This window comes from Desulfoluna spongiiphila, from assembly GCF_900101345.1.
GTDB classification, from domain to species: domain Bacteria; phylum Desulfobacterota; class Desulfobacteria; order Desulfobacterales; family Desulfolunaceae; genus Desulfoluna; species Desulfoluna spongiiphila.
Map to the genome: position 1 here is coordinate 56,642 of NZ_FMUX01000026.1, position 23,156 is coordinate 79,797.

Consider the following 23,156-nt stretch of genomic DNA (forward strand, 5'->3'; position numbering starts at 1 on the left):
CATGATCATGAAGTTCCACACCCCATCTGTCATGGCGAAGGGGTTTCGCTGCGCCAGCATGAACTGCGGTATCAAAGAAGAGGGAAAGGACCTCTCCCTGTTTCTTTCCGACGTCACCGCCAACGCCGCAGGCGTCTTTACCCGAAACCTCTTCCCCGGGGCACCCGTTGTTTTGGGCCGCGAGATCATCCGCCACGGACAGCTCCGCGCCGTGGTGGTCAACAGCAGAGTCAGCAATGTCGGCACCGGCGAGGAAGGCATCGAAAATGCCCGCCGCATGGCCCGATCCGTCTCACAAGCCTTCGATATCCCCGAGCAGGAAGTGATCATGAGCTCCACCGGCGTCATCGGGCGCCAGCTCCCCATCGAAAAAATCGAAGCCGGTATTTCAACCATCGGCAGCGGCCTGACCTCCGATCCCCTGGTGGGAGCCGAAGGGATCATGACCACGGACACCTACCCCAAGGCCATCTCCCTTGAGGTGGACGGTGCCACCCTCACCATCATCGGCAAGGGCTCCGGCATGATCGAGCCCAACATGGCCACCATGCTGGTGTACATCCTCACCGACGCGGAGATCCCCGTGGCCGCCCTGGACCGCATGCTTCGCGAGGCGGTGAAGGACTCCTTCAACATGCTCTCGGTGGACTCGGACACCAGCACCTCGGACACCTGCCTCGCCCTTGCCAACGGGCTGGCCGGCCCCGTGGACCACACCCGCTTTGCCGAGGCCCTGAAAACGGCCTGCGTGGAAATGACCCGACTTCTGGCCCGCGACGGCGAAGGGGCCACCAAGCTCCTCACCGCAACCGTCACCGGGGCCGTCAACGATACCGAGGCCCGTTTCATTGCCAAGGCCCTCATCAACTCCCCCCTGATCAAAACCATGGCCTACGGTGCAGACCCCAACATCGGCCGTATCCTTATGGCCGTGGGCAAGTGCACCCACTGCACGGTTGCACCGGAAAAACTCTCCATCACCATCAACGGCACCCTGGTCTATACGGACCAGGCCCGTGTCGACTTTGACGAAGCCAGGGTCCGCAGCCTCCTTTCGGGCGAGCATGTAGCCATCGGTGTCTCCCTTTCATCGGGTGACGCCTCGGCAACCGCCTACGGCTGTGACCTCACTGAAAAGTATATTGAAGAGAATGCAGCCTACTATTCATCATGACAAGGGGAGACGTGAAGCGATGCATGAAATCAGAGTGGATCTCGAGAAAAACCGGCTCTATTTCACCCTGGGACGAATCAATCAGGCGGATGAACTCGCCGAGATTGTCCACAAAATGCAAAAGGCGGTACACCAACTGTCCCGGGGATTTACCTGCATCACAGACCTTCGGCACTACATGCTGGCAGACGGCCTCTCTGAAAATTTCATGCGCCACTGCCAGGAAGCCCTCTGGGACTCGGCCATCGGCCGGGTGGTCCGCGTCAAGGCGCCGGAGCGAACAACCCCGCACTTTCCCCACGAACACCAGAGCCTGGTCTGGCCGGCCTACAGCGTGGCCTCGGCCCTGAGCATGGAAGAGGCGGAGACCATGCTGGACCACTCTGTCTGACGTTTTTTTTAGCACCCACTGCCCCGGCAGGCGCATCGCCTGCCGGGCACGCCCCTCGCGGTTTAAAACCGTGCCCCCCTTTTTTCAGCACTTTTTCCGTCCTGTCATTGTGGTTTTGCCTGTGATAAGGTAGCCCGGCTTTTCTCCGGGAAAAGCCCTATCATGACAACACACTCGCCTTGAGCCCTGACTCCGGGTTCGAGACGATACGTAAGGATGGACACCTATGAACACGACCCCCCGTTTTTTACCTGCCACCCGCAAAGAGATGGACGCCTTGGGCTGGAAGCGCCCCGATGTCATCCTGGTCACCGGAGACAGCTACGTCGATGCACCGGCCATCGGAGCGGCTGTTGTGGGACGCGTCCTTGACCGGGCCGGGTACAAGGTGGCCATCATTGCCCAGCCGGACATCCACAGCGACCTGGACATCACCCGCCTTGGTGAACCCGCCCTCTTCTGGGGCGTCACCGGGGGTTCCCTGGACTCCATGGTGGCCAACTACACGGCCTCGGGCAAAAAGCGCAAACGCTGCGACTACACCCCGGGGGGTGAGAACACCCGCCGGCCTGACCGCGCCGTCATCGCCTACACCAACCTCATCCGCCGCCACTTCAAGGGGAGCCCTGTGCCCATCGTCCTGGGGGGCATCGAGGCGAGCCTTCGCAGGGTGCCTCATTACGATGCCTGGCAGAACCGCATCCGCGGCTCCATTCTCTTTGACGCCAAGGCCGACTACCTGCTCTACGGCATGGGGGAGCGAAGCGTGGTGGAACTGGCCGATGCCCTGGCCTCCGGATCGTCCCCCGATGATGTCTCGGGGCTTTGCCGGAAATCGGACGCCCCGGTGCCCGGGTACCTGGAGCTCCCCTCCCTGGAGGAGGTCAAAAAGGACAAAGGCGCCTTTTCCAGCATGTTCGTGACCTTCAAGGCCAACGCCGACGCCCTCACGGCCCGGGGGCTCTTCCAGAAACACGACACCCGCTACCTGGTGCAGAACCCGCCCCAGCCCCCCCTCACCGAGACAGAACTCGATGCCGTCAACGAGCTCCCCTACACCCGGGAGCTCCACCCCCTGTGCCAGAGCATGGGCGAGGTGCGCGCCATGGAGACCATCCGGTTTTCCATCGCCACCCACAGGGGCTGCTACGGCGATTGCAACTTCTGCGCCATTGCCCTCCATCAGGGTCGCACGGTCTCCAGCCGAAGCGAAGCCTCGATCCTCCGGGAGACCAGGGATCTGACAGCCCTGTCCGGCTTCAAGGGCTACATCCTGGATGCCGGCGGGCCCACGGCCAACATGTACGGGTTCGAATGCGAAAAGAAGCTGAAAAAAGGGGCGTGCACCGACCGCAGATGCCTCTACCCCAGCATCTGCCCTGCTTTGAAACCGGACCACTCCCGGCTCATCTCCCTGCTGAAACAGATGCAGCAGGTCCCCGGTATCAAAAAGGTCTTCTCCGCCTCGGGGATCCGCCCGGACCTGGTCCTGGCCGACAAAAAAAAGGGGGACCTCTACCTGCGGGAGGTGGTGGCCAACCACACCTCGGGCCAGCTCAAGATCGCACCGGAGCACACCAGCGACAAGGTGCTTTCCCTCATGGGAAAACCCCAAACCGAGCTGATCCGCTTCCGCAACCGGTTCCTGGAGCTCACCGCCGAGGCCGGAAAACCGCAGTTTCTCACCTACTACTTCATGGTGGCCCACCCGGGCTGCGGCCAGAAGGAGATGGAAGAGCTGACCCGGTTCTGCCAGAGCGAGCTCCACACCCGCCCGGAACAGGCCCAGATCTTCACCCCCACCCCGTCCACCCTCTCCACCCTGATGTACGTGACGGAAAAAGACCCGGAGACCGGAAAACCCGTTTTTGTGGAGAAACAAAAGGACGCCAAGGAGCGCCAGAAAGCCACCCTCCACGGGACAGGCCGGGGCCCCGGGCGGGACAGGAAAGGAACGTCAGGCGGGTACAGAAAAAAGAGCGCCCCCGGCACGGACCGAAGGCCCGGCAAACACAAAGCCTCGGCACACAAATCGTCGGGACGCAGGAACTCTCGGTAGACAAAGCCCCAGGCTGATCAGGCCGGGACCAGGGCCCATCAGGCGATGACCCGGCCGAGGACCTCGGCCAGCTCTTTGAGGGTAAAGGGTTTCAGCAGGATCTCGGCACCCTCTACGTTGCCCAGGGAGCTTCTCGTCATGGGCTCCGGGCGGCCGGAAGTCACCACCAGGGGAATCCCCGGCGCGTGGTCTCGCACCGTGCGAACCATCTCCACCCCGCCGACACCTTCCGTAAAAAGATCCATCACCACCGCCTCGTATTTTTTCGGCCGCTGGGCAAACACCTCCAGGGCCTTCTGCCCGTCCGTAAACGCCTCCACTTCATAGCCCAGACGCCCCAGAACCTCACGGGCCAGGTCGATGAGGATCTCCTCATCATCGAGCAAGAGCACGGTCCCTTTGGCCTCCCCCACAGCCCGCGCCCCCTCGGGACCGCTTCCGTCAAGGGGAACGATGGGCAGGTACACATGAAAGGTGGCGCCCTTTCCACGCTCGCTGTCCAGGCTCACGGCGCCGCCGTGGTTCAACACGATCCCATGGACCACGGCCAGCCCCATGCCCGTGCCTTTGCCCACCTCCTTGGTGGTGTAGTAGGGCTCAAATATCCTCGGGGCAATCTCCGGGTCCACCCCGTGGCCCGTATCCGAGACACTTAAACGGACATAGGGTCCCTCGGGCAGGTGCAGGACCAGCGACAGGTTCTCTTCCACCGTTACCTCTTCGGCATGGACGTGAATCGCGCCTCCCCCTTCGCCGATGGCGTGGAAGGCGTTGGTGGCCAGGTTGATGATGATCTGGTGGATCTGCACGGCATCGGCCACCACCCGCAGTTTGCCCTCCCCTGCCGTAAACCGGACGTCGATGGTGGAGGGAAGGGACGCGCTGAGGAACCCCACCGTCTCCTTCAGGTGCTCCCGCAGGTAACAGGGCTCCCGCTTCTGCTTGTTCCTCCGGCTGAAGGCAAGGATCTGGGCCACCAGGTCCCTGGCCCTCTGGCCCGCCTTCTCGATCTGCATGATCTTCTCCCGGGCCTTCACGTTCTCCTCGGAGATGTACATAATCGCCAGCCGCGTGTAGCCCATCACCGCCATGAGGATGCTGTTGAAGTCGTGGGCGATGCCGCCTGCCAGCACCCCGATGGACTCCATCTTCTGGGCCTGTCTCAGCTTGCGCTGAAGGGCCTCGCGCTCCCGCTCCAGGTGCCGCCGCTCCGTGATATCCCGGGACACCAGCAGGATCTCCCGGGCCTTGCCGCCCTCGTCCCTCAGGAACCGTGCCGACAATTCACTCCACACCCGGGAGCCGTCTTTGCGTTTCAGTTCGGTTTCATAGATGAAGGCATTTCGCGGGTACCCGCCGCGGGAGGTGAGGGCATGGTTCAGGACCGAGCGAATCTCCCGCTCCGAGTCGTCGGTGAGGACAATCCCGACGCACTGCCCGATCAGCTCCTCCTCTTCGTAGCCCAGGAGTTTCACCACCGAAGGGCTCAGATAGGTAAACTCCAGGGGCTCGATACTCAGGATACTGATGGTCTCCATGACGTTGTCCGCCAGGAGCCGGGAGCGTTTCTCGCTCTGCTCCGCCTCCTCCTGGGTCCGTTTCCGCTCGGCGGCCTCCTCCACCAGGGCCCCGGTGTGCCGGGACAGCTCCTCCTGAAGGCGGCTCAGGTTCTGATAAACCGTGGAGTTGTAAAGGGCAATGGAGACAAACTCCTTGATGCGGCTGACAAAACGCTCCTCCCCGAGGGTAAGACCCAGCCGCGCCGATTTTTTCGGAAAAAGAACCAGCCCCAGTAACTCGCCGTACCGGGAGAGGGAGACGATGTACCCGCACCCGCACTGATCAAGGAGGACCACAACCTCCCGACGAACCTCCTGGTTGGCGGCCCGCCGCTCCACCTCCCGGCGGTCCAGGGGCACCTGCAGCAGGGAGAGCCAGCGATGGGTCGCCTCAGACAATTCCAGGGCCCGGCCTGTGTCCTCCTCCAGAAAGCCCTCCCCTTTCCGGGTAAAAAACACCATGCCCCGGATGCGGAGGGTCTCTCCCACGGTCCGGCGGAACTCGTTGATCATCTCGTCGGTACGGCGCAGAAGCAGAATGTTTTCGGAAAAATGGGTCTCCACCTTTTTCAGGTCGAGCCGCTGCCGCCCCTGGAGCCGGTGGACCACAGGCAGCATGACCTGCAGGGCGCGAAAGCTCAGATAAAACCAGCAGAGAATAAAGAAAAAGAGCGTCACCGGCCCGATGGCTCGGAAAAATGGGTGGATAAGATAAAGGAGCCCAAAGTTCGGAGCCAGGAAAAGCCCAGCGGCCACGCCCCCCACCACCAAAAAACGAACCACGGCGCAGACGTTGGACACCCGGTCCCGAAACAGGGCACAGGCAAGGGTCAGCATGGGAAAGAAGAGCCAGTTTCCCGGGGTGTAAAGGGAAAAACCGGACAGGGGAATAAGGTCCAGGGTGAACAGCACCACCGCACTCACCACAGAACCCACCGCAAGGCGAAGATCCCGCTGCTCTTCCACGGAGTACGCCCACCCCATGCCCCCGCGGCAGAGCCGGAGCAGGTACCCTGCCGTCACCACGCATACCAGGACATGGAGGTAAAAAAGCGGCCCGGCATCCGCCACAACGCCCCAGGGATACCGGTGTACCCCCTGGACGTACCAGGGGGTCAGGCTCGCCGCCGACAACCCCAGGGTCACGCCGAGGCCGAAGCGCTCCAGCCGATCGTTACGCAAATCGAGCCATCGGTATACAAAGTGGATATGGGCAAGGGAAACCCAGACGAACAAGAGATGATGCAACCGCTCCATGCATACGGACAGGGTCACGGGCACCAGGGGCTGGATAAAATAGAAAAGGGCATCGAGGGACCAGAGCAGACAGACGAATGGGAAAAAAGGATTTTCCACCCGAAATCGCCCCTTGAGCCTTGCCGCCACGGCCAGAAAAAGGCCGATAAAGACCGTCATGGCTGCCGGTATATGAAACATCAATTGCACATCTCTCATCATGGTCCTGTTCGTTACGACGCCGAAACCGGCATGTCCCTGCCTGAAATATCCCCATGCGACTCGGGGGCCGGAAGCTCCTTCGCCACCTTGTGCTGTCCGCTGCGGACCCCGTGGATGGCCTCTGCCAGTTCTTTCATGGGCACCGGCTTGAACAGCACCGCCGATACCCCCATCTCCTCATGGCGCCGGCCCACAATCTCGTTGCTGAACCCGGTGCACAGGATCACCGGGACCCCGTCGCATACGGCCCTCACGCTTTCGGCCAGTTTCAGGCCGGACATCCGCGGCATGGTCATGTCCGTCACCACCACGTCAAAGCCCCCGGGGTCTTTTTTAAACCGGTCCAGGGCCTCCACGGGGTCTTCCAGGGCCACCACCTCAAAGCCCATGCGGACCAGGGCTTCGCCGGCCAGCTCCACCAGCATGGTCTCATCATCCACAAACAGAACACGTCCCCGGCACACCTTGCCCGGTTCCCCGCTGCTCAAGGGGACATCCGTACCCCCTGCGGCTTCGGGGAGATAGACATCCACGGTGGTGCCGGCGCCTTTGTCCGAAGCCACCACCACGGCCCCGTTGTGGCTCAGGATGATCCCCTGGACCACGGCCAGCCCCATGCCCGTGCCCTTGTCGGGCTCCTTGGTGGTAAAATAGGGTTCAAAGATGCGGGCCCGAACCTCATCGTCCATGCCTCCCCCGGGGTCCGACACCCGCAGGAGCACAAAGGGCCCGGGTTCCAGGCCGTAGCGCCTGGCCTCCCCCGAGTCCAGGGTGGTTTGCCGCACCGACACGCGGATCGCCCCACCCGCCGACTCTTCCAGGGCGTGGGAGGCGTTGGTGAACAGGTTGACCACGATCTGATGGATCTGCACCGGATCGGCCACCACCATCATGGGTCTGTCCGGGAAATCGGCATCAATGGAGATGGCCCTGGGAATCACGGGCCGCATAAGCGAAAGGGACTCCCGTGTGATCCCCACAAGGTCCACGGCCCTGCGGGCCTGCTCATCCTGGCGGCTGAAGGCCAGGATCTGGGACACCAGCTCCTTGGCGCGGATGCCCGCCGTTTCGATCTGTGCCACGATCTCGCCGGCCTTTCCGTCGGCTTCCCCAAGGTACATGGCCCCAAGCTGGGCGTAGCCCAGGATGGCCATGAGGATGTTGTTGAAGTCGTGGGCGATGCCACCGGCAAGCACGCCGATGGACTCCATCTTCTGGGCCTGGCGAAGCTTCTGGCTGAGTTCCTCTTTCTCCATCTCCGCCACCCGGCGCTCCGAGATGTCCCGGGCCAGGCCCACCACCTCCATGCGCCCGTCCCCGGCGGCGATAAAATGGCCGGACACCTCCACCCAGGCAAGCTCTCCGTCTTTTCGCCGGTGTTCCAGCTCCACCAGAAAGGCCGCCCCCTCCTCAGGGGGCGGAACGGCCCGGGCCAGCTCCCTGCCGGAATTCTTCGTCAAATAATCCCTGAAACGCGACCCCACGAGCTCCGCCGGGAAGTACCCGCTCATCTTCAGGCAGGAGGGGCTGGCGTACTGGATGGTTTCATGGGCCACCTCCACCACCACCAGGGTGTCGAGGATGTTGTCGGATAAAAGCCTGTAGTGCCCCTCGCTGCGACGGAGACTCTCTTCGGCCCGGCGACGCTCCAGGATCTCCCGGGACAGCTCCCGGCGCCTGAGCTCCAGCTGGTCCTTCACCGAGGTGACGGCCTGGTACACCCGCGAGTTGTACAGGGCAATGGAGAGGTACCGGCTCACCTTTTCGAGGAACTCGACCTCCACGGGGGTCACGGGCGCATCCCCCTGCTTGTCGGCAAACACCACCAGACCGATGAGCTGGTCGTACTGCACCAGGGGCACCGTGCACATCCCCTTATACGCATCGAAGATCGACTTCAGGTCGTCCCTCACCTCCTCGTCGGGCATGAGGAGCTCCGAGTTCAGAAAGTAGTGGTCGATAAGGCAGTCCTCAGCCACCAGAAAGGCCGCCGTGGATTCATCCAGAGAGATCTCCTCTCCGTCCATGTCCATGAGGCGCCCCGGCTCTTCAACGGGGGCAAAGAAAAAACGGATGGAACGGAACCGAAGGGTGGATCGCACCAGTTCCCCGAACTCAGCCACCAGGCTCCGGGTGTCCCGCAGGATCAAGAGGTCCCGTGCAAACTTGCTCTCCACGGTTTTCAAGTGGTGCCGGTACCGGTTGAACCGCCGACTCACCTTGGGGTGGAGCTTGGTAACACTCAGGTAGTTGGCCGCATACCACAGCAGAAGCAGGGGGGCCAGGGACAGGATCTCACCGCCGTAGAGAAGGGGTTTGAGCAGCAGGAAGACAAGAAAATTGGGAAGGAGAAAGACAAGGGCGTAGGCCAGCCTGTAAAAAAGAAAACGCATCACACTGCCGATATCCTGGGTGCGGTGGCGCAGGACGCCGTAAGCCATGACGGCCATGGGCACGAACATGAAGTTGGAAGCCGGGTACATGGGGCTGCCGATGAAGGTCAGGACCGTCACCAGAAGCAGGGCAGGCCCTCCGATCAGGGCGGCAAACAGGTAACGCTGCTTGAGACGCGCCTCGGCATCCCTTTGGCCCCGCATCACCGACACGGTGCAGAAAATGGTGTATGCAAAGGAGACTGTGCCAAACACGACATACAGGAAAAACAGGGGCCCGGCCTTGCCGATGACACCCCAGGGATAGGTCTGGAGCCCGGAGACAAACCACGGTCCCAGGGCGCCCGCCGCCATCACAAGACCGACACCGCACACCCCGTATTCCAGCCGGGGCCTTCGTACCCTCAGGACGCGGTGAAAGAAAAGGACCCCCACATAGGGTATGAACGCGTAGGCGATGAGGATGCCCCGCTCCATGGAAAGCAGCAGGCCCGTATCCGACACAACGCGCTGAAGGAGAAACTGGACCGGCCGCACCGACGCCAGAAGGCACAGGAGGGTAAAAAGAACCGTCTCTTTTTTCAACCGGCTCCTGAAAAGGGAAAACAGGGAGAGGCACACCCCAAAATAGACAGACAACAGGGGTGGTATCAGCCTCACATCAAACTGATCCATCTGCATCCCTCCTTCTGCGACATAACCGACGCGGACCTGACCGTCGGTGCCCCTTCCACCATGTAATCACTCGTTTGACTCGTTCCGGGTGTTCATATATAATACCTTCATCGGCAAAACCGGCGACGGATTTAATATTTAAAGAACAAAAAGCCCCCCGGTAAGCGTCTATTCGCCCGCCGACGGCAGTTTCAAGATGATTTCAGATAATACACTTTCGAGTGGCTATCAACCATTCTTACGATTTCAACTCAGAGGTTCCCGGGCGGATACCCCTATAGTTTACCGTTGATGGAAATTGGAAACATTCCCCTCTCCTGATCCGACGACTGTACCCTTTCCCGCCACGGCCCTGGCCGACCCGGATATTATGGACTCAATCAACGCCATCTTCAGCAAACATCCCGACCTCTTGAGCCTCTTTGTCATCACCCCCGATGAATCCGTGGACCATTCCCGATCCAACGGAACCAACCAGGCGCCCCCCTGTCCCCTTCCCCGTCTCAACCGATTGTACCACGAGGCCGTCCGACTGCTCCCCGAAAGCCGCGAGGTCCACCTTGCGCTGGGAGCCACCTGCCTCACCCTGAGACCCCTGCCCCTGGCCTGGATACTGGCCGTGCACCACCAGCCGGACTGCGGGCCAGCCCCCATAGACGCCCTGCAGGAGGCGACCCGGGGCCTGCCCAAAAGCGCCGAAGACCTTCACGAGGAGGCCTTCTCCATCCTTACCCCCGAGGCCCTCATCGCAGGCGAGCTCAGCCCCTGGCTCCTCTCCCTGATGAAGCTCCTGGAAAAGGTGACCGGTGCCCCGCCCCAGGTCCCCTTCCACGAGGCCCTTAACAGATGGATCGACCGGGAAGACCCCGGCCTGAAGGTGTTGCCCCACTTTGCCGCCATCCTGGCCAAGGGCATCGATGATCCCGGACAGCGGCGGGTTTTTGCCGAAAAAGCTAAAGAGATCTTCACTTCCGGCGAAAAAAAAGCTAAGGGGAAGCGGACACCATGACCACCATACTGGACTTTATAAAAATCGCCCGGATAAAGGGTGTCGATTCCTATTGCCTTGTCGCCGCCGACGGCCGCCGCATGGCGGGGAACACAACCCATGCAGACGCCTTCTGCGGAGACCTGGCCCGACTCGCCAGAGAGAGCGCCAAGGCAACTGAAGACACGAGCTTTGACCCTCCGGAAAGCCTCTCCATCCGCGGACCGGAGACCTCGCTTATCATCATCCCCGTCGGAGGGTACACCTTGGGCATCACCACCGCGGCAGAGACCCCGGAAGGGCCCCTGATCAACGATGTTCAGGCCTTTCTCCGACGCATCCGTCATCAACACACCGTCAGCCAGAAGAGTTAGCCTTGCCATGCCCCGATTGATCCTGCTGCTTATCGCCGTTTTCCAGCTCACCCTGGCCTGCCCTGCCGCCGCCGAGCTCCCCGACCTCAGCACCCGGGTCCTGCCCGACCTCACCGAGGCCCTTTCGCGGTACCGGGACCGGAGCCGGGCCCTTGACCAACAGCACCGAAACCGGCTGCAGGAGATCGAACGCACCTACTACCAGAAGCTCAACAGCCTCAGGCTGGAAAGCCCCAAGCAGCCCTCCCCCAGGGGCATGTTCGAAACCACCGAAGAGTTCAAGGAGCGCCTGGCCCGCCACCGCAAGGCCCTTGACGAGGTGCGCACCACAAACCACAACACCCTGGCCGACATGGAACGCCGGGGCGTCCTGCGCATCCGGGTGGCCGAAGCCGAAGTCGACTGGCTCGAAACCCAGCTTATCCGCCTTGCCCCCCTGGCCGAGACCATCTCCCTGCTCCAGGAAAAAGGGTGCATCGTACCCCGAGACACCGCCACCATCACCGTGCAGCGCCCCGATGCCGACACCTTCAGGTTCCCCGTCACCATCAACCACAATAAAGCCCTCTACCGGGACACCTGGACCTATCCGGACCGGGACCGGGCCGAAACCATCTGGCGGCTCCGCCACGACCTGAAGGTCTTTCCCTACTACACCCCCGTGCCCGCAGTGGGCAACGGCATCGACCTGCACCTCAACGCCTTTATCATCACCGGACCGGACAACGTCCCCCTGACCCGCTTTTCGGTGGGGGCCACCAAACCCTTTGACGAGGTGACGCGCCTTGGCCGCATCCGCACGGACGAACTCCCCGCGGCCCGTGTGCTCCTGGCCCTGAGCAACGCGGTGGAAGGGCCGCTGCCCGGCATGCGCTTTGTCTTCATCTCACCCCGTGGATTTACCATGGGCAGTCCCAAGGACACCCCGGGGCGCCTTGCCGATGAACGTCTCCACAAGGTGCGGCTCACCCGCCCCTTTTACATGCAGACCACCGAGGTCACCCAGGCCCAGTGGGAGACCGTCATGGGCAACAACCCCTCGGCCTTTCCCTACTGCGGCGGCGACTGCCCCGTGGAAAACATCTACTGGCAGGACGTCCAGCGCTTTATCACCCGGCTCAACGCCTTATACAAAGGCAAGGGCCGATTTCGGCTCCCCACGGAAGCCGAGTGGGAATACACCGCCCGCACCGGCTCCGCAGATCCCTGGGACCAGCCCGGCGGCGATGCCGGTACCTACGCCTGGTTCCGCTCCAACGCCGGTGACGCCCCCCACAACGTGGCCACCAAGCGCTCCAACCTGTGGAACATCTACGACATGAACGGCAACGTCTCCGAATGGTGCAGCGACTGGTACGGCCCCTATCCCGAACTCACCCTGGCACGGAACCCCAAGGGCCCCGTACGGGGAGACTTCCGCGTCAGCCGGGGAGGCAGCTGGTTCCACGGCATCGACAGCATCCGGGGCGCCCACAGAAACAGCGACAACGCTGGCGACAAAAGCGGGTATATCGGCTTTCGCCTTGTCCTGGAGATCCCCACGGAGGCCATGAAACCCACCCGCTGAGGCCCCCCGGACCGTCCCGGGATCCGGCTTGAAAATCGGGAATATCCCCTATAGACATCCCGACTCCCCCAGACATACAATCCATCCATGCACTGATTTTTTCCCGTGTCCGAGACAAAAAAAACGGATCACCCGCACCGTTGGCGAACCAACCGCCCCACAGGCCGAATTGGTGCGGGATCACCTTTTGACTTTCCCGGAGGCCCCAAATGATCAGCAAAGCTGCCATCACCTCATTTCAGCTCCCTCCCCACACCATCCGGTCCTGTCGGGACCTCTATGAAGAACTGGCCCGACACCCCAAGAAGTACCAGTCCCTGAAAGAGACCCTCTCCCACTTCGAATCCGACCCCCAGGCCCTCAACAAACTCTGGTGGGTCCTCAACTACCATGCGGAAAATTTCGACAAGACCAGAAAACTCCGGGCCTGGGTCGAATCCCGCCTCGAAGAGCTGGCCGACGACCGAAAACGCCGTCATCCCCTTCAGGCCTGATCCCCCATGGACCGTTTCCCTCCAACGGGCCCCTGAGGCCCGGCCCCGTCAACCGCAATATCCCTTTTGCCTGCACTTTTTGCTTCCTTTTCCCTTCGGCAACGACTACCTTAAATAAAACAATGATCACCGAACGGTGGCGGATCGGACGTCACCGTTCGATAACCGCCCCCGTCACGGTGGGGCGGATGGCTGCCCTCCTTTTCCAGCGAGACACGTTGCCCATGGTACGAGACTACTCCAAAGTACTTCAAGAGATGATCGTCACCCCGGAAGTTGCCTTAGAAGAGATCGAGCCCGGGATGAGTATCTTCATCGGGACCGGTGCCGCAGAACCCCGCGCCATGGTCCGCGCCCTCATGGCCTCCTCCGCCCCGAACATCCAGGACCTGGAGCTGATCCAGATCATCAGCTTCGGCGATGCCGTCAACTCCAAGAATTTCTCCGCCGACCGCTTTCGCCTGAAGACATTCTTCTCCGGATGGGTAGCCGACGACGCCATCTCCAAGGGCCATGTGGACTACATCCCCAGCCGCTACTCCGAGATCCCCAACCTCTTTGCCTCGGACCACATCGACGTCCACGTGGCCATGATCCAGGTCTCCCCGCCCAACGACTCGGGCTACTGCAGCCTGGGAACCGCCGTGGACGTGGCCCGGCAGGCCATGGACAAAGCCACCGTGGTCATCGGCGAAATCAATGAAAACGTCCCCCGCACCTTCGGGGACACCTTTGTGCCCATCTCGGATTTTGACTGTTTTGTCCTGTCCGACGACCCGCCCATCACCTTTGACCGCTGGCCCGTGGACGAGGTCTTCGACGTGGTGGCGGAAAAGGTCGCCTCGGTCATCGAAGACGGCAGCTGCATTTCTTATTCCATCGGTCCCCTGTTCGAGGCCCTGCCCCGGCACCTGCGGGGGAAAAAGAACCTGGGCATCCACAGCCCCTTTGTCACCGACGCCCTCATGGACCTCATCAACAGCGGGGCCGTGACGAACCGGAACAAGAAAATCTACCAGGGCAAGTCCCTGACCTCCTACGCCCTGGGATCCAGGGAGCTCCTGACATGGCTCGACGGCAACCCCATGGTGGAGTTCCAGGCCATCAACCGGGTCTTCAGCCCCATGCAGATCGGCAAGAACCCCTCGGTGGTCACCATCGTCCATGCCAGGAAGGTGGACCTGAAAGGCCGCTTTGCCCTTCACACCGGCAAGGGCAACGTGGCCACCGGTCCCTCGGAGGTCATCGATTTTTTCAACGGCGCCGAGATCTCCCGGGGCGGGTGCACCATCTTCGCCCTGTCCAGCCGGAACCTGGAGGGCAAGTCCAACGTCACCTGCAGCGTGGACAACTACCCCAACCAGTTCTCCCTCCACGAGTCCGTGGACCTGGTCATCACCGAATACGGGGTGGCCAGCCTGAAAGGACGCACCGTGCGGGAGCGGGCCCAGGCCCTCATTGAAATCGCCCACCCCGACGACCGCGCCGCCCTGGTGGCCGCCGCCCGGGAGAGTCACATCCTCTACCAGGACCAGATCTTCCTGGAGCACTCGGCCCACTCCTACCCCTCGGAGATCCACCGCACCCGGACCTTCAAGGGCGGCACGGTGGTCCAGTTCCGCCCCATCCGTCCCTCCGACGAAGAGGGCATGCGAAAGCTCTTCTACCGCTTCTCCGACACCGCCGTGTATTACCGTTACTTCACCCCGGTGACAGCCATGCCCCACGCCAGGATGCAGGAGTACGTCAACATCGACTACACCGACACCATGGCCATTGTGGGCGTCACGGGACGAGCCGATAAGGAACGGATGGTGGCCGAGGGCCGGTTCGTCAAGGGCAGAGAGGAGGGGTATGCCGAGGTGGCCTTTGTTGTGGACGAAGCCTTCCAGAACATGGGTATTGCCACCGGTATGCTGGACATGCTCACGGACATCGCAAAAAAAAGAGGACTTAAGGGATTCACTGCCGATGTCCTCAGCTCCAACCGACAAATGCTTGCCGTCTTTAAAAAATTGGGCGAGAGCTGCAAGGTCGCCATGAGCAACGGGGTCTATGAAATCACCGTGACATTTTGATTTAATGACAGAAACACCCAATCCCTCACCCTGAACAGAACACGCCGCACACCCCGGACATGGTTCCCGGCGGCGTGTCCACAACTCCTTTTCCACGGCAACAAATTCGGATATCACATTGACTGACACAACTCCTGCCCCCATCCCACCGAAATAACTCCCGGCTACCCAGCTATTTAATGTTGCAATACGGCCGCCAACCCAATAAGGTGACAACCCATGTTGCAACACCAGGTAACACGGTGCCTTGATGAGGACGCCAGATCCGGTGTTGCCATCACCCCGGTACCTTATCCATGGCCCGTCTCCGGGGCGACCGTCACATACGCCTGGTCGGTTCCATGACTCCGAGGCTTTTCCACTAACGTCAGCTATCCGGTGCCCCCCATGTATCTTCTGCCCCTGATCCTCCTTGCGGTCTGCACGTTTGCACGGCTGAATACAATCAACACCAGGCTCTCGAAGCGTATCGACACCCTGGAAACCGCCCTGCGGCAGATGGCCGCCGAAGAAAAAAGCCATCAAGAAGAACACGCCGAGACAATGGACACAGCCCGGGAGGCGCCCCCCCAGGATGCCATTCTGGACGAACTGCTCCTTGAACTCCGGGCCGAGCCGCAACCGGCTCCCCCCAAGGCCAAACCGGCACGACCGCGTTTTCAAAAGGGACGCATCCTGTTTGCGCCCCCGGCCCTCTTCATCGAAGCCGCCCCTGCAACAGCTCCTCCCGAGCCAAAGCCCGCCCAAGCCCCCAGCCCAACCCTTCGCACCACCTGGGCCTCCCAGTGGCAGCGGTTCAAGGCCAATGTGGACTGGGAACTCTTTGCGGGCGCCCGGCTCTTTGCCTGGCTCGGAGGGCTGGCCCTCTTCATTGCCGCCGGGTTCTTCGTCAAGTACTCCATCGACAACAACCTCATCCCCGCCCAGCTTCGCCTGGCCATCGGCGCGGCAACGGGCACGGCCCTTCTGATTGCATCGGGCCGGGTAAAAAGCCAGCGTTACGACATCCTGCGGCAGACCTTTGCCTCAGGTGGCATCGGGGTCCTTTACAGCGTGGTCTTTGCCGCCACCATCTACTATCACTACATCCCCAACCCCGTGGGATTTGGAATCCTCTCCCTCATATCGGCAGCGGCCTTTGCCATCTCCGCCTATTACCGGCGCATCTCCATCGCCATCCTGGGTGCCGTGGGTGCCTATATCACCCCCCTGCTCCTCAGCAGCGGTCAGGGGAGCCTGATCCTGCTCTTTGCCTACCTGGCCGTGGTGGGCGTGGGCCTTCAGAGGGTCTCAAAATTCCTTACCGCGCCCTCCCTTCTCTTTGTTGCCGCAGCAGGTACCCTCGTCACCTCGGGCTGCGCCACCTTCACCTCCATGGGAGCGGGCCCGGCCCTTCCCATGGCCGTGATGTGGAGCGCCATTCCAGCTCTGTTTGCCTTCTTTCTCGCCCCAAAAGAGCTCAAACCCGAAGAGAACCAATCCATCCTGTGGGCAGGGTTTCTATCCTTTTTGCCGCCCCTTGCTGCGGCCCTTGCCCTGACAGTATTTAGAACAGGCTGGGGCCCCCTTCTCATCCTCACCGCAGCCACGGTCGCCGCCCTGGGCCTGGGGCTTGCCAACAAAACGTGGCACGACCGGGTCGTCCCATACATCGCCCTCACCTTTCTTCCGGTACTGGCCTGGGTATCCATGCGATTCGATGCGCAGAGCGCCTCGGTGAGCACCCTTCTCTTCCTCGTGTACGGTGTCGCCGGAGGCTTAGGACCCGTGGCCCTTATGCTGCGGCATGGGTATACGGGCAATACGCTCCGATGGCTCAAGATCTTCCCTGCGACTGTGGTGATCGCCTCGATCCTGGCCCTTGTTGGAACGCCCTTCACGGGCTTTCTCTTCTGGCCCGTGATGCTGCTCCTTCAGGTTGTAGGCATCGGGGTGAGCCTTCTCATCGGTGCCCTCCTCCAGGTGCTTCTTCTCTTGTGTCTCTTTGCGGGTGCGGGGCTCTACTGGCTCACGGCCATGCCCTCTGCCGTCATCGGCTTCGGGTTTTTCTCCTTTCTTCTCATCGCGGGCGTGCTTCTCATGGCCGCCATGGTCTGCCTGCTCAAGGCGCTGCCCGCCGTGGTGGCCCGGTTGGACCTCCCCGCCCCCCAGGGAATCGCCACCCATTTTCCCGAGCCGGAAAAATGGCTTGTGGCCGCCCCCTCCGTGGGTGTTTTTCTCCTGCTTGGGGCCACCTTTGCCGTGCCCCATCCCCACTACCCCCATGGGGGGATGATCACCTTGACGGCCTTCCTCGGCCTCTGCCTCTTCTTCAGCATACGAACGCGCTTTCAGCCTGCGGCAGCCATCGCCCTTGTGGCCGCAACCGCGGCCCAGTCGGTCTGGGTCTTCAGCCAGTGGGGAGCCCCCCTTCTCTTTTCTGCCGTCACCTGGTCATCGGTGCTGTTTGCAGCCGCCCTGGGCCTCCCTTTTCTCCTGTTCCGCGAGCAGAAAAAATGGCCCCTTGTCTGGCATGTTGCCGCCCTGTTTGAGCTGGCCCAGATGCTCTTTGTCCTCTATGCCGCCAAACACCTCTGGCCCGGGGACCTCTCCGGATGGCTCCCCCTCATCCCGGCGATCCTGAAAACAGGCCCCGTTGCCATTCTCTTAAGAAAGCTTGAAAACACCCCCCAGCGGAACAGCATCATCGCCTTCCACGGCGGCGTGCTTCTCTTCTACCTCTCCGCTCTGCCCGTGCTCCTGCTTCCCCACGGATGGCTCGGGGTGGCCCTGGTCTTTGAGTCTGCCCTTCTGCTCTGGCTCAACAGACGCATCGAACACCCGGGCCTCAGGTGGGTCTCCCTTGGACTGGCTCCGACGGGGCTCCTGGTCCTCTACACCGCCCTGCCCCGCATGAGCGCAGAGGGGGCCCTGCCCTTGGTCAACCCGGCCTTTTTCTCCGTGGCCGCATGCACCGCAGCCTTAGGGGCCGCCGTCAAACTCAGCCCCTGGCCCAAACGCAACCTGGGCCGCATGGATCTGCCCAACACCTTTCTCTGGATGAGCCTCGCCACGGGATTTTACCTCGTGAACCTTGCCATCGCCGACCTCTTCTCCGGCACCGGCACCTCCCACAGCATCATCCCCACCGGGGCATACACCCACTGGGCTGCCTGTGCCCTGGCCTGGGCCGGGTTCGGCGCAATCACCTGGCGCGTTTCGCGGCTCCACATCGCCATGCGGCTTGCCGGGCTGTTTCTCTTTCTTTCGGGCAGCACCGGCCTGGTCCTCCTGCCCATGCTCCTGCCCAAGGCCATCGCCACCATGGGCCCCTGGGCCAACCTGGCCATCTTCGCCTGCCTGGCCCTTGTGGCCATGGCCTGGTTCACCTTTAAAAAAGAGTCGCCAGACGCGTTCAGCGGCCTTACCAGAAACCTGCTCCTGGCCGTCCTTCTTGTCTCAGGGTTTGGGTTCCTGGCCCTTGCCTTAAGCACCGGCCTTGCCACCGGGCACCCCTTTACCCCGCTTTTCAGCCAGACGCCCCACCGCGCTGTGGCCTCCGCCGCCCTCTGGATCCTCTACGGCACGGTCCTGCTGCACTGGCCCAAGCCCCTGGAACGTCCCTTTCGCATTGCTGGTCTCGTCCTGGCGGGAATCGGCCTGATCAAGGCCCTTGTCTTTCCCCTTCGGTTCAGCGCGGCCTTCGGCCTCATGATCCCGCTGGTCAACACCCCTACCCTCCTTTACATCGGAGTCCTGGCCCTGTTGACCGTCCTCACCGTCAGACCCCGCACCACCCCATGGCCCCTGCCCAAACCCGACCCGGGGGCCGTCTGGAGCGTGACCCTTGCCGTCACCGGCTTTGCGATCCTCAACATCGAAATCGCAAGCCTCTTTGCAGGATCAGGTGAAGCCTTCAGCTTCCTCACCAACGGGAGCCTTTCCAAACAGCTGGCCTACAGCATCGGCTGGATGCTCTTTTCCATGGGCCTGCTTGCCGTGGGCGTCAAAACCCGAAACACCAAAACCCGATGGGCCGCCATCGCCCTTCTGGGCGTCACATCCCTGAAAATATTCACCCGGGACCTCTGGTCCCTCGGCCACCTCTACCGCGTTGGCTCCTTTGCGGGCCTGGCCGTGGTCATGATCCTCGTCTCCATCATCTACCAGAAATTCCTTGCCGGTGAGGACAAAGGGGATGAATAAATAAGGCCCAAAAAGCCTCCGGCGGCCCTGCCGGGGACCAAACTTTTGAAAAGTTTGACAAACAGGTTTCACTGAATTTCCCCAGAAGCCATCACGAATGTCCTCACCCTGCATAACGAAGGGGGAGGGCATTCGCAACCTGGGGTCCAGGGAATCATCCCCTGGCCGCCGGAGGCAGGCTTTTCCTGCCCACTTTAACCACAGAAGGCCGTTTTTTAAGAGTTGAACAGTTACGACTTTTTCGCACCCGCGCTATTTTAAAGGATTTTTCTCGTTCTAAGGAGTTGATATGAAACTGATTCATGCCCTTATCACCTGCGTTGCCCTCCTTGGCGCGCCCCTGTCCCTCCATGCTGCCGACACATGGGAGAACCGGGCGTCGGTCCTTGTCCCCCACCCGGGAATCGCCGAAGCCGTCCTGCCGCCGGAGTTGATGAATAAAACCGACAACAACGCCTTGGATCTCGCCTTGGAAGGCCCGGACGGCAACCGTCGCGCCTTTGAATTGTACTGGCGGGAGCCCGACACCACGGTTCGCTACGACCTGAAAGCCGACACAACAAGGATCAACGACAGGGGCGAGTTTCTCTGGCGATGCAAGGCCCCGGACCATGAGGTAAACGCCCTTCATGTGACCCTGGACAACCCGAGGATCATGGGCAAGGTCGAGGTAAGGGCACGGGTCAACGACATCTGGATCATCCTGGTCGAAGACGCAGCCCTTGTCAGATCCGGCAGGCAGACCCGGAGCGAGATCCCCATCAAGCCCGACACTTACCAGGAGTTCGACCTGATCTTCAAAGGCTTTGACCGTGACTTTGAAAAAAAAGTAATCTCTGTGGAGCGTGTTACAGCTCTTTCCGTCACCAAGGGCACGGACTACGCAAGGCAGAGCGTCACACCGGAGTTCCAAGTGTCTGAGTACGGTGATGTCACCGAGCTTCGTGCCCTGCTGCCCGGCTCCGGCCTCTACATCGACACCGTGCGCCTCACCACCAAAACCCAGTTCCTTGGCGACTGGCAGATCGGCAGGGAAGAGATCCGAAACGGTCAGCGCTCCTTCGTGCCCGAAGCAGCCGGGTCCGTGAGACACGTCTCCGCTAATATCCATGAGCTCACCCTGCCCGTCCGGGATAGATGGAACGGCAAGTCCCTTGTCATCAGACTCGACTCCCAGGGCCGCCACCTGGGCACCCCCACCGACGTTTCCATGGAGCTTTTCCTCCCCCGAATCGTCTTCTCAGCAGACAAACAAGGCTCCTACACCGCCCTTACAGGCACCGGATCTCATATCCGCATCCTCACCAGCCCCGGAGAGCCGGACCGCGCCCCCTATCAGGTCGCCTCCTTTTCAAAGGCCGAGACTAACCCAGATCTCACGGAGCTTGCCCTCACCGACACCTATCGGCTCAAAGGCGGCCCCTTCACCAACGAGGGCTTTACCTGGGCCGCATCCGTTGTCATCAACACCCCGGGCTACTACCGGCTCCCCTTTCCCATGGAGGCAAGCCTCGCCCCCAACCGCGCAGGAATCCGCCTGGCAAAAGGCGAGACCCAGGTGCCCTTTTTCATGGACCGTACCGAAAACGTACCGACTCCCCTCCTCCTGGACCCGGACTATGAGAAAGACCAGAACAAAACCACCTGGGAATTCACCCTCCCCCAGCCTTCCCCCTGGTGGGTGTCCCTCAACCTGTCGGCCCACGGCATATTCAGGCGCACCGTGGCCATCCAGCTTCCCAAACCCGGACAGATGGGCGGGGAGACCTGGAAGACCGTTACCTGGAGAAACACCCTCGATAGCGAAACCACCCTCAGGATCCCCCTGACCCGCCTCCCCGAAGACCAGAACAAGATCCGCATCCTCATAGACCACAACGACAACGAACCCCTGACCCTGACAGCAGCCGAGGCCGTCTACACCGCGCCCTCCATCTGCTTTCTCGCCTATGAGCCCGGACCCCTCACCCTCCACGGCGGGAACCCCACCCTCCCCGCCCCGGCCTACGACCTCTCCCTGGTCCGGACAAAGCTCATGGAGACCCTGCCCACACAGGTACGGGCCCAGCCCATCTCCGCCAAGGAAAAAGGCATCTGGTCCGGCAGCTGGATCAAACACTTCCAGGCCAACGGCTGGGGCCTCTACGCCGCCCTGGGCCTCGTGGCCCTGGTGCTCCTTGCCATCATCGCAAAGGTCCTTCCGGCGGCTGAGGCAGGGAAGGAAACCGAATAAAAAAAGCCTCCGGCAGGCAGGGGATAAGTCCCCTGCACCCCAGGTTCGCAAATGCTCCGGGGCTTCGCCCCTGCGCATTTGCTGACGGGCTGCGCCCGTGATGAAGACCAGGGCAAAGGCCAATCAATTGTGTCAGGCTATCTTTCGTTCCCAGGCTCTGCCTGGGAACGATTCACGGAGCCTTTGCCTCCACACGGCACAAGGGGCGGAGCATCTCACCCCTCAGACGCTCGAAAGCCATGACCACCCCGAACTCTGCCCCCCCGCCCTTTCATCCTCTCCTGCTCTTCTTTGTAAATGGCCGCCATGCGGTCGATCTTGGCATACTGCCGGGCCAGCAAGTCCTCGGTGATGGTCCGAATCCCCCACCGCTTAAAGTCCAGTTGCAGGCCATTGCCACCCGGATCTTCGGCCCCTTCCAGCTCGGCAATAAAATCACCCACCGATTTCAGCAACCGATGAATGTCCTTGATGGAATCACACAACTCTGAAATCTCCGACCCGGAAAACATGCCGGGGGAGTGGCTGTTTGATGAGGTCATGGTGGAAACCTTTTTTAGTCAGTAGTGATTGGGGAGTAGTGAATAGAATGTGAAGCAACCGTTTCATCCATCGACAAATAACAACAAGCCACCGGCTCTGAAGAGAAATAGTGAAAGAAGTCACCCCGATGGTACTCAGCGCTCCAATACCCCTCAGCCCGTAGGGTGCACTCCGTGCACCAGAAGAACCCACAAATGTCGATCCTTCAAAATCACGCCATGCAGCACGAAGCCTCGGTGTCACCTATAAGCTGATCAATCCCTATTCACGGATCCTGATTCCCCGCATAGACATCTTCATAAGAATTTTTGATAAAAAAATCGCCCTGCCCAAAATCAAAAGGGCCTGATCAGACATCAGGAAAAGGAAAACGCGCCTTCGGCAACACACAAGAGGACACCAGGCGCAACGCCGCTATTACCCATGCTGTTCGAACGCACGCAGAAATCCGAAGGGACGTTTTCCCGCCCGTCAATCAGAACCAGTTGTGTTCATGGACCATTTGAAACGGCAGTACCGCCTGTTGAGGGAGCGCAAGGTTGCGCATGGTGAGGAAAATACGACTTGAAAAGGGGGTGGGTGTGGTGTAAAAAACCGTGTAGCCATGACGACCTCCTTAGAAGGTTGTTTTTGGTCAGGCCTGGCAGGATGGTAGCACATCCTGTCGGGTCGCTTCATGAATTCCATGATCTCCGTAATAAATAGTTATTACGTTCCACCCTAAATCCATCTTTTTCATGTGTCAACACTTTTTTTTATTGACAAATCCCATGGTTATTCATTTCGAAATGAGCAGAAGTATCGTTCATACGCCCTTATGGTAATTGCCGCAATCGTAAGAGTTCAGCGCTCTCCCATCTCGGCCACAACACACCCTTTCCGTATGACTGCTCCGACACAAGATGGTTTGAACGTTGCCCATGGCTGCAATCGCCAGAAGTACAACACGACAAGACATGCCATACATTTTAAGGACGTTGCCCAA

The 23,156-nt window shown here is 60.9% G+C and carries 13 protein-coding genes; 10 read left to right on the plus strand and 3 right to left on the minus strand.

Going from position 1 to position 23,156, the window contains the following annotated elements:
• Positions 1 to 7 precede the first annotated feature (7 nt).
• The 3 genes from argJ (at position 8) to BLQ12_RS24200 (ending at position 3,624) form a co-directional block, all read left to right on the plus strand.
• Complete coding sequence (argJ, locus tag BLQ12_RS24190) at positions 8 to 1,174, plus strand: bifunctional glutamate N-acetyltransferase/amino-acid acetyltransferase ArgJ (RefSeq protein WP_092215101.1); 1,167 nt, start codon at positions 8 to 10, stop codon at positions 1,172 to 1,174.
• A gap of 19 nt (positions 1,175 to 1,193) precedes the next feature.
• Positions 1,194 to 1,565, plus strand: coding sequence for a hypothetical protein (locus BLQ12_RS24195; protein WP_092215103.1), 372 nt, complete (start codon positions 1,194 to 1,196; stop codon positions 1,563 to 1,565).
• A gap of 226 nt (positions 1,566 to 1,791) precedes the next feature.
• Complete coding sequence (locus tag BLQ12_RS24200) at positions 1,792 to 3,624, plus strand: YgiQ family radical SAM protein (RefSeq protein WP_092215105.1); 1,833 nt, start codon at positions 1,792 to 1,794, stop codon at positions 3,622 to 3,624.
• A 38-nt stretch (positions 3,625 to 3,662) separates the two neighbouring features.
• On the opposite strand, the gene BLQ12_RS24205 is transcribed toward BLQ12_RS24200, so the two are convergent.
• Positions 3,663 to 6,641, minus strand: coding sequence for a hybrid sensor histidine kinase/response regulator (locus BLQ12_RS24205; RefSeq protein WP_092215107.1), 2,979 nt, complete (start codon positions 6,639 to 6,641; stop codon positions 3,663 to 3,665).
• Positions 6,642 to 6,652: 11 nt separating this feature from the next.
• The gene (locus BLQ12_RS24210; RefSeq protein ID WP_175470046.1) at positions 6,653 to 9,709 is read right to left on the minus strand and encodes a hybrid sensor histidine kinase/response regulator; all 3,057 of its coding nucleotides are present in this window, start codon (positions 9,707 to 9,709) and stop codon (positions 6,653 to 6,655) included.
• A 370-nt stretch (positions 9,710 to 10,079) separates the two neighbouring features.
• On the opposite strand from BLQ12_RS24210, the gene BLQ12_RS24215 reads away from it, so the two are divergent.
• From BLQ12_RS24215 to BLQ12_RS24245, 7 genes are all read left to right on the plus strand, one after another.
• Positions 10,080 to 10,718: a hypothetical protein gene (locus BLQ12_RS24215; RefSeq protein WP_092215110.1), complete on the plus strand. Its 639-nt coding sequence runs from the start codon at positions 10,080 to 10,082 to the stop codon at positions 10,716 to 10,718.
• Positions 10,715 to 11,071 carry a roadblock/LC7 domain-containing protein gene (locus tag BLQ12_RS24220; RefSeq protein WP_092215112.1) on the plus strand — a complete coding sequence of 119 codons (357 nt, stop codon included), beginning with the start codon at positions 10,715 to 10,717 and terminating at the stop codon, positions 11,069 to 11,071. Before BLQ12_RS24215 ends, BLQ12_RS24220 begins: the two co-directional genes overlap by 4 nt.
• A gap of 7 nt (positions 11,072 to 11,078) precedes the next feature.
• Positions 11,079 to 12,638, plus strand: a complete 1,560-nt coding sequence (locus BLQ12_RS24225) for a formylglycine-generating enzyme family protein (RefSeq protein WP_139164096.1) — start codon at positions 11,079 to 11,081, stop codon at positions 12,636 to 12,638.
• A 209-nt stretch (positions 12,639 to 12,847) separates the two neighbouring features.
• Positions 12,848 to 13,132, plus strand: a complete 285-nt coding sequence (locus tag BLQ12_RS24230; RefSeq protein WP_092215115.1) for a hypothetical protein — start codon at positions 12,848 to 12,850, stop codon at positions 13,130 to 13,132.
• Positions 13,133 to 13,320: 188 nt separating this feature from the next.
• Positions 13,321 to 15,210 carry a GNAT family N-acetyltransferase gene (locus tag BLQ12_RS24235; protein WP_226859964.1) on the plus strand — a complete coding sequence of 630 codons (1,890 nt, stop codon included), beginning with the start codon at positions 13,321 to 13,323 and terminating at the stop codon, positions 15,208 to 15,210.
• Between the two features lie 387 nt (positions 15,211 to 15,597).
• Complete coding sequence (locus BLQ12_RS24240; RefSeq protein ID WP_092215117.1) at positions 15,598 to 19,395, plus strand: DUF2339 domain-containing protein; 3,798 nt, start codon at positions 15,598 to 15,600, stop codon at positions 19,393 to 19,395.
• A gap of 289 nt (positions 19,396 to 19,684) precedes the next feature.
• Complete coding sequence (locus tag BLQ12_RS24245; protein WP_092215120.1) at positions 19,685 to 21,628, plus strand: hypothetical protein; 1,944 nt, start codon at positions 19,685 to 19,687, stop codon at positions 21,626 to 21,628.
• A gap of 215 nt (positions 21,629 to 21,843) precedes the next feature.
• On the opposite strand, the gene BLQ12_RS24250 is transcribed toward BLQ12_RS24245, so the two are convergent.
• Positions 21,844 to 22,170 carry a hypothetical protein gene (locus tag BLQ12_RS24250; protein ID WP_092215122.1) on the minus strand — a complete coding sequence of 109 codons (327 nt, stop codon included), beginning with the start codon at positions 22,168 to 22,170 and terminating at the stop codon, positions 21,844 to 21,846.
• Positions 22,171 to 23,156: the final 986 nt, after the last annotated feature.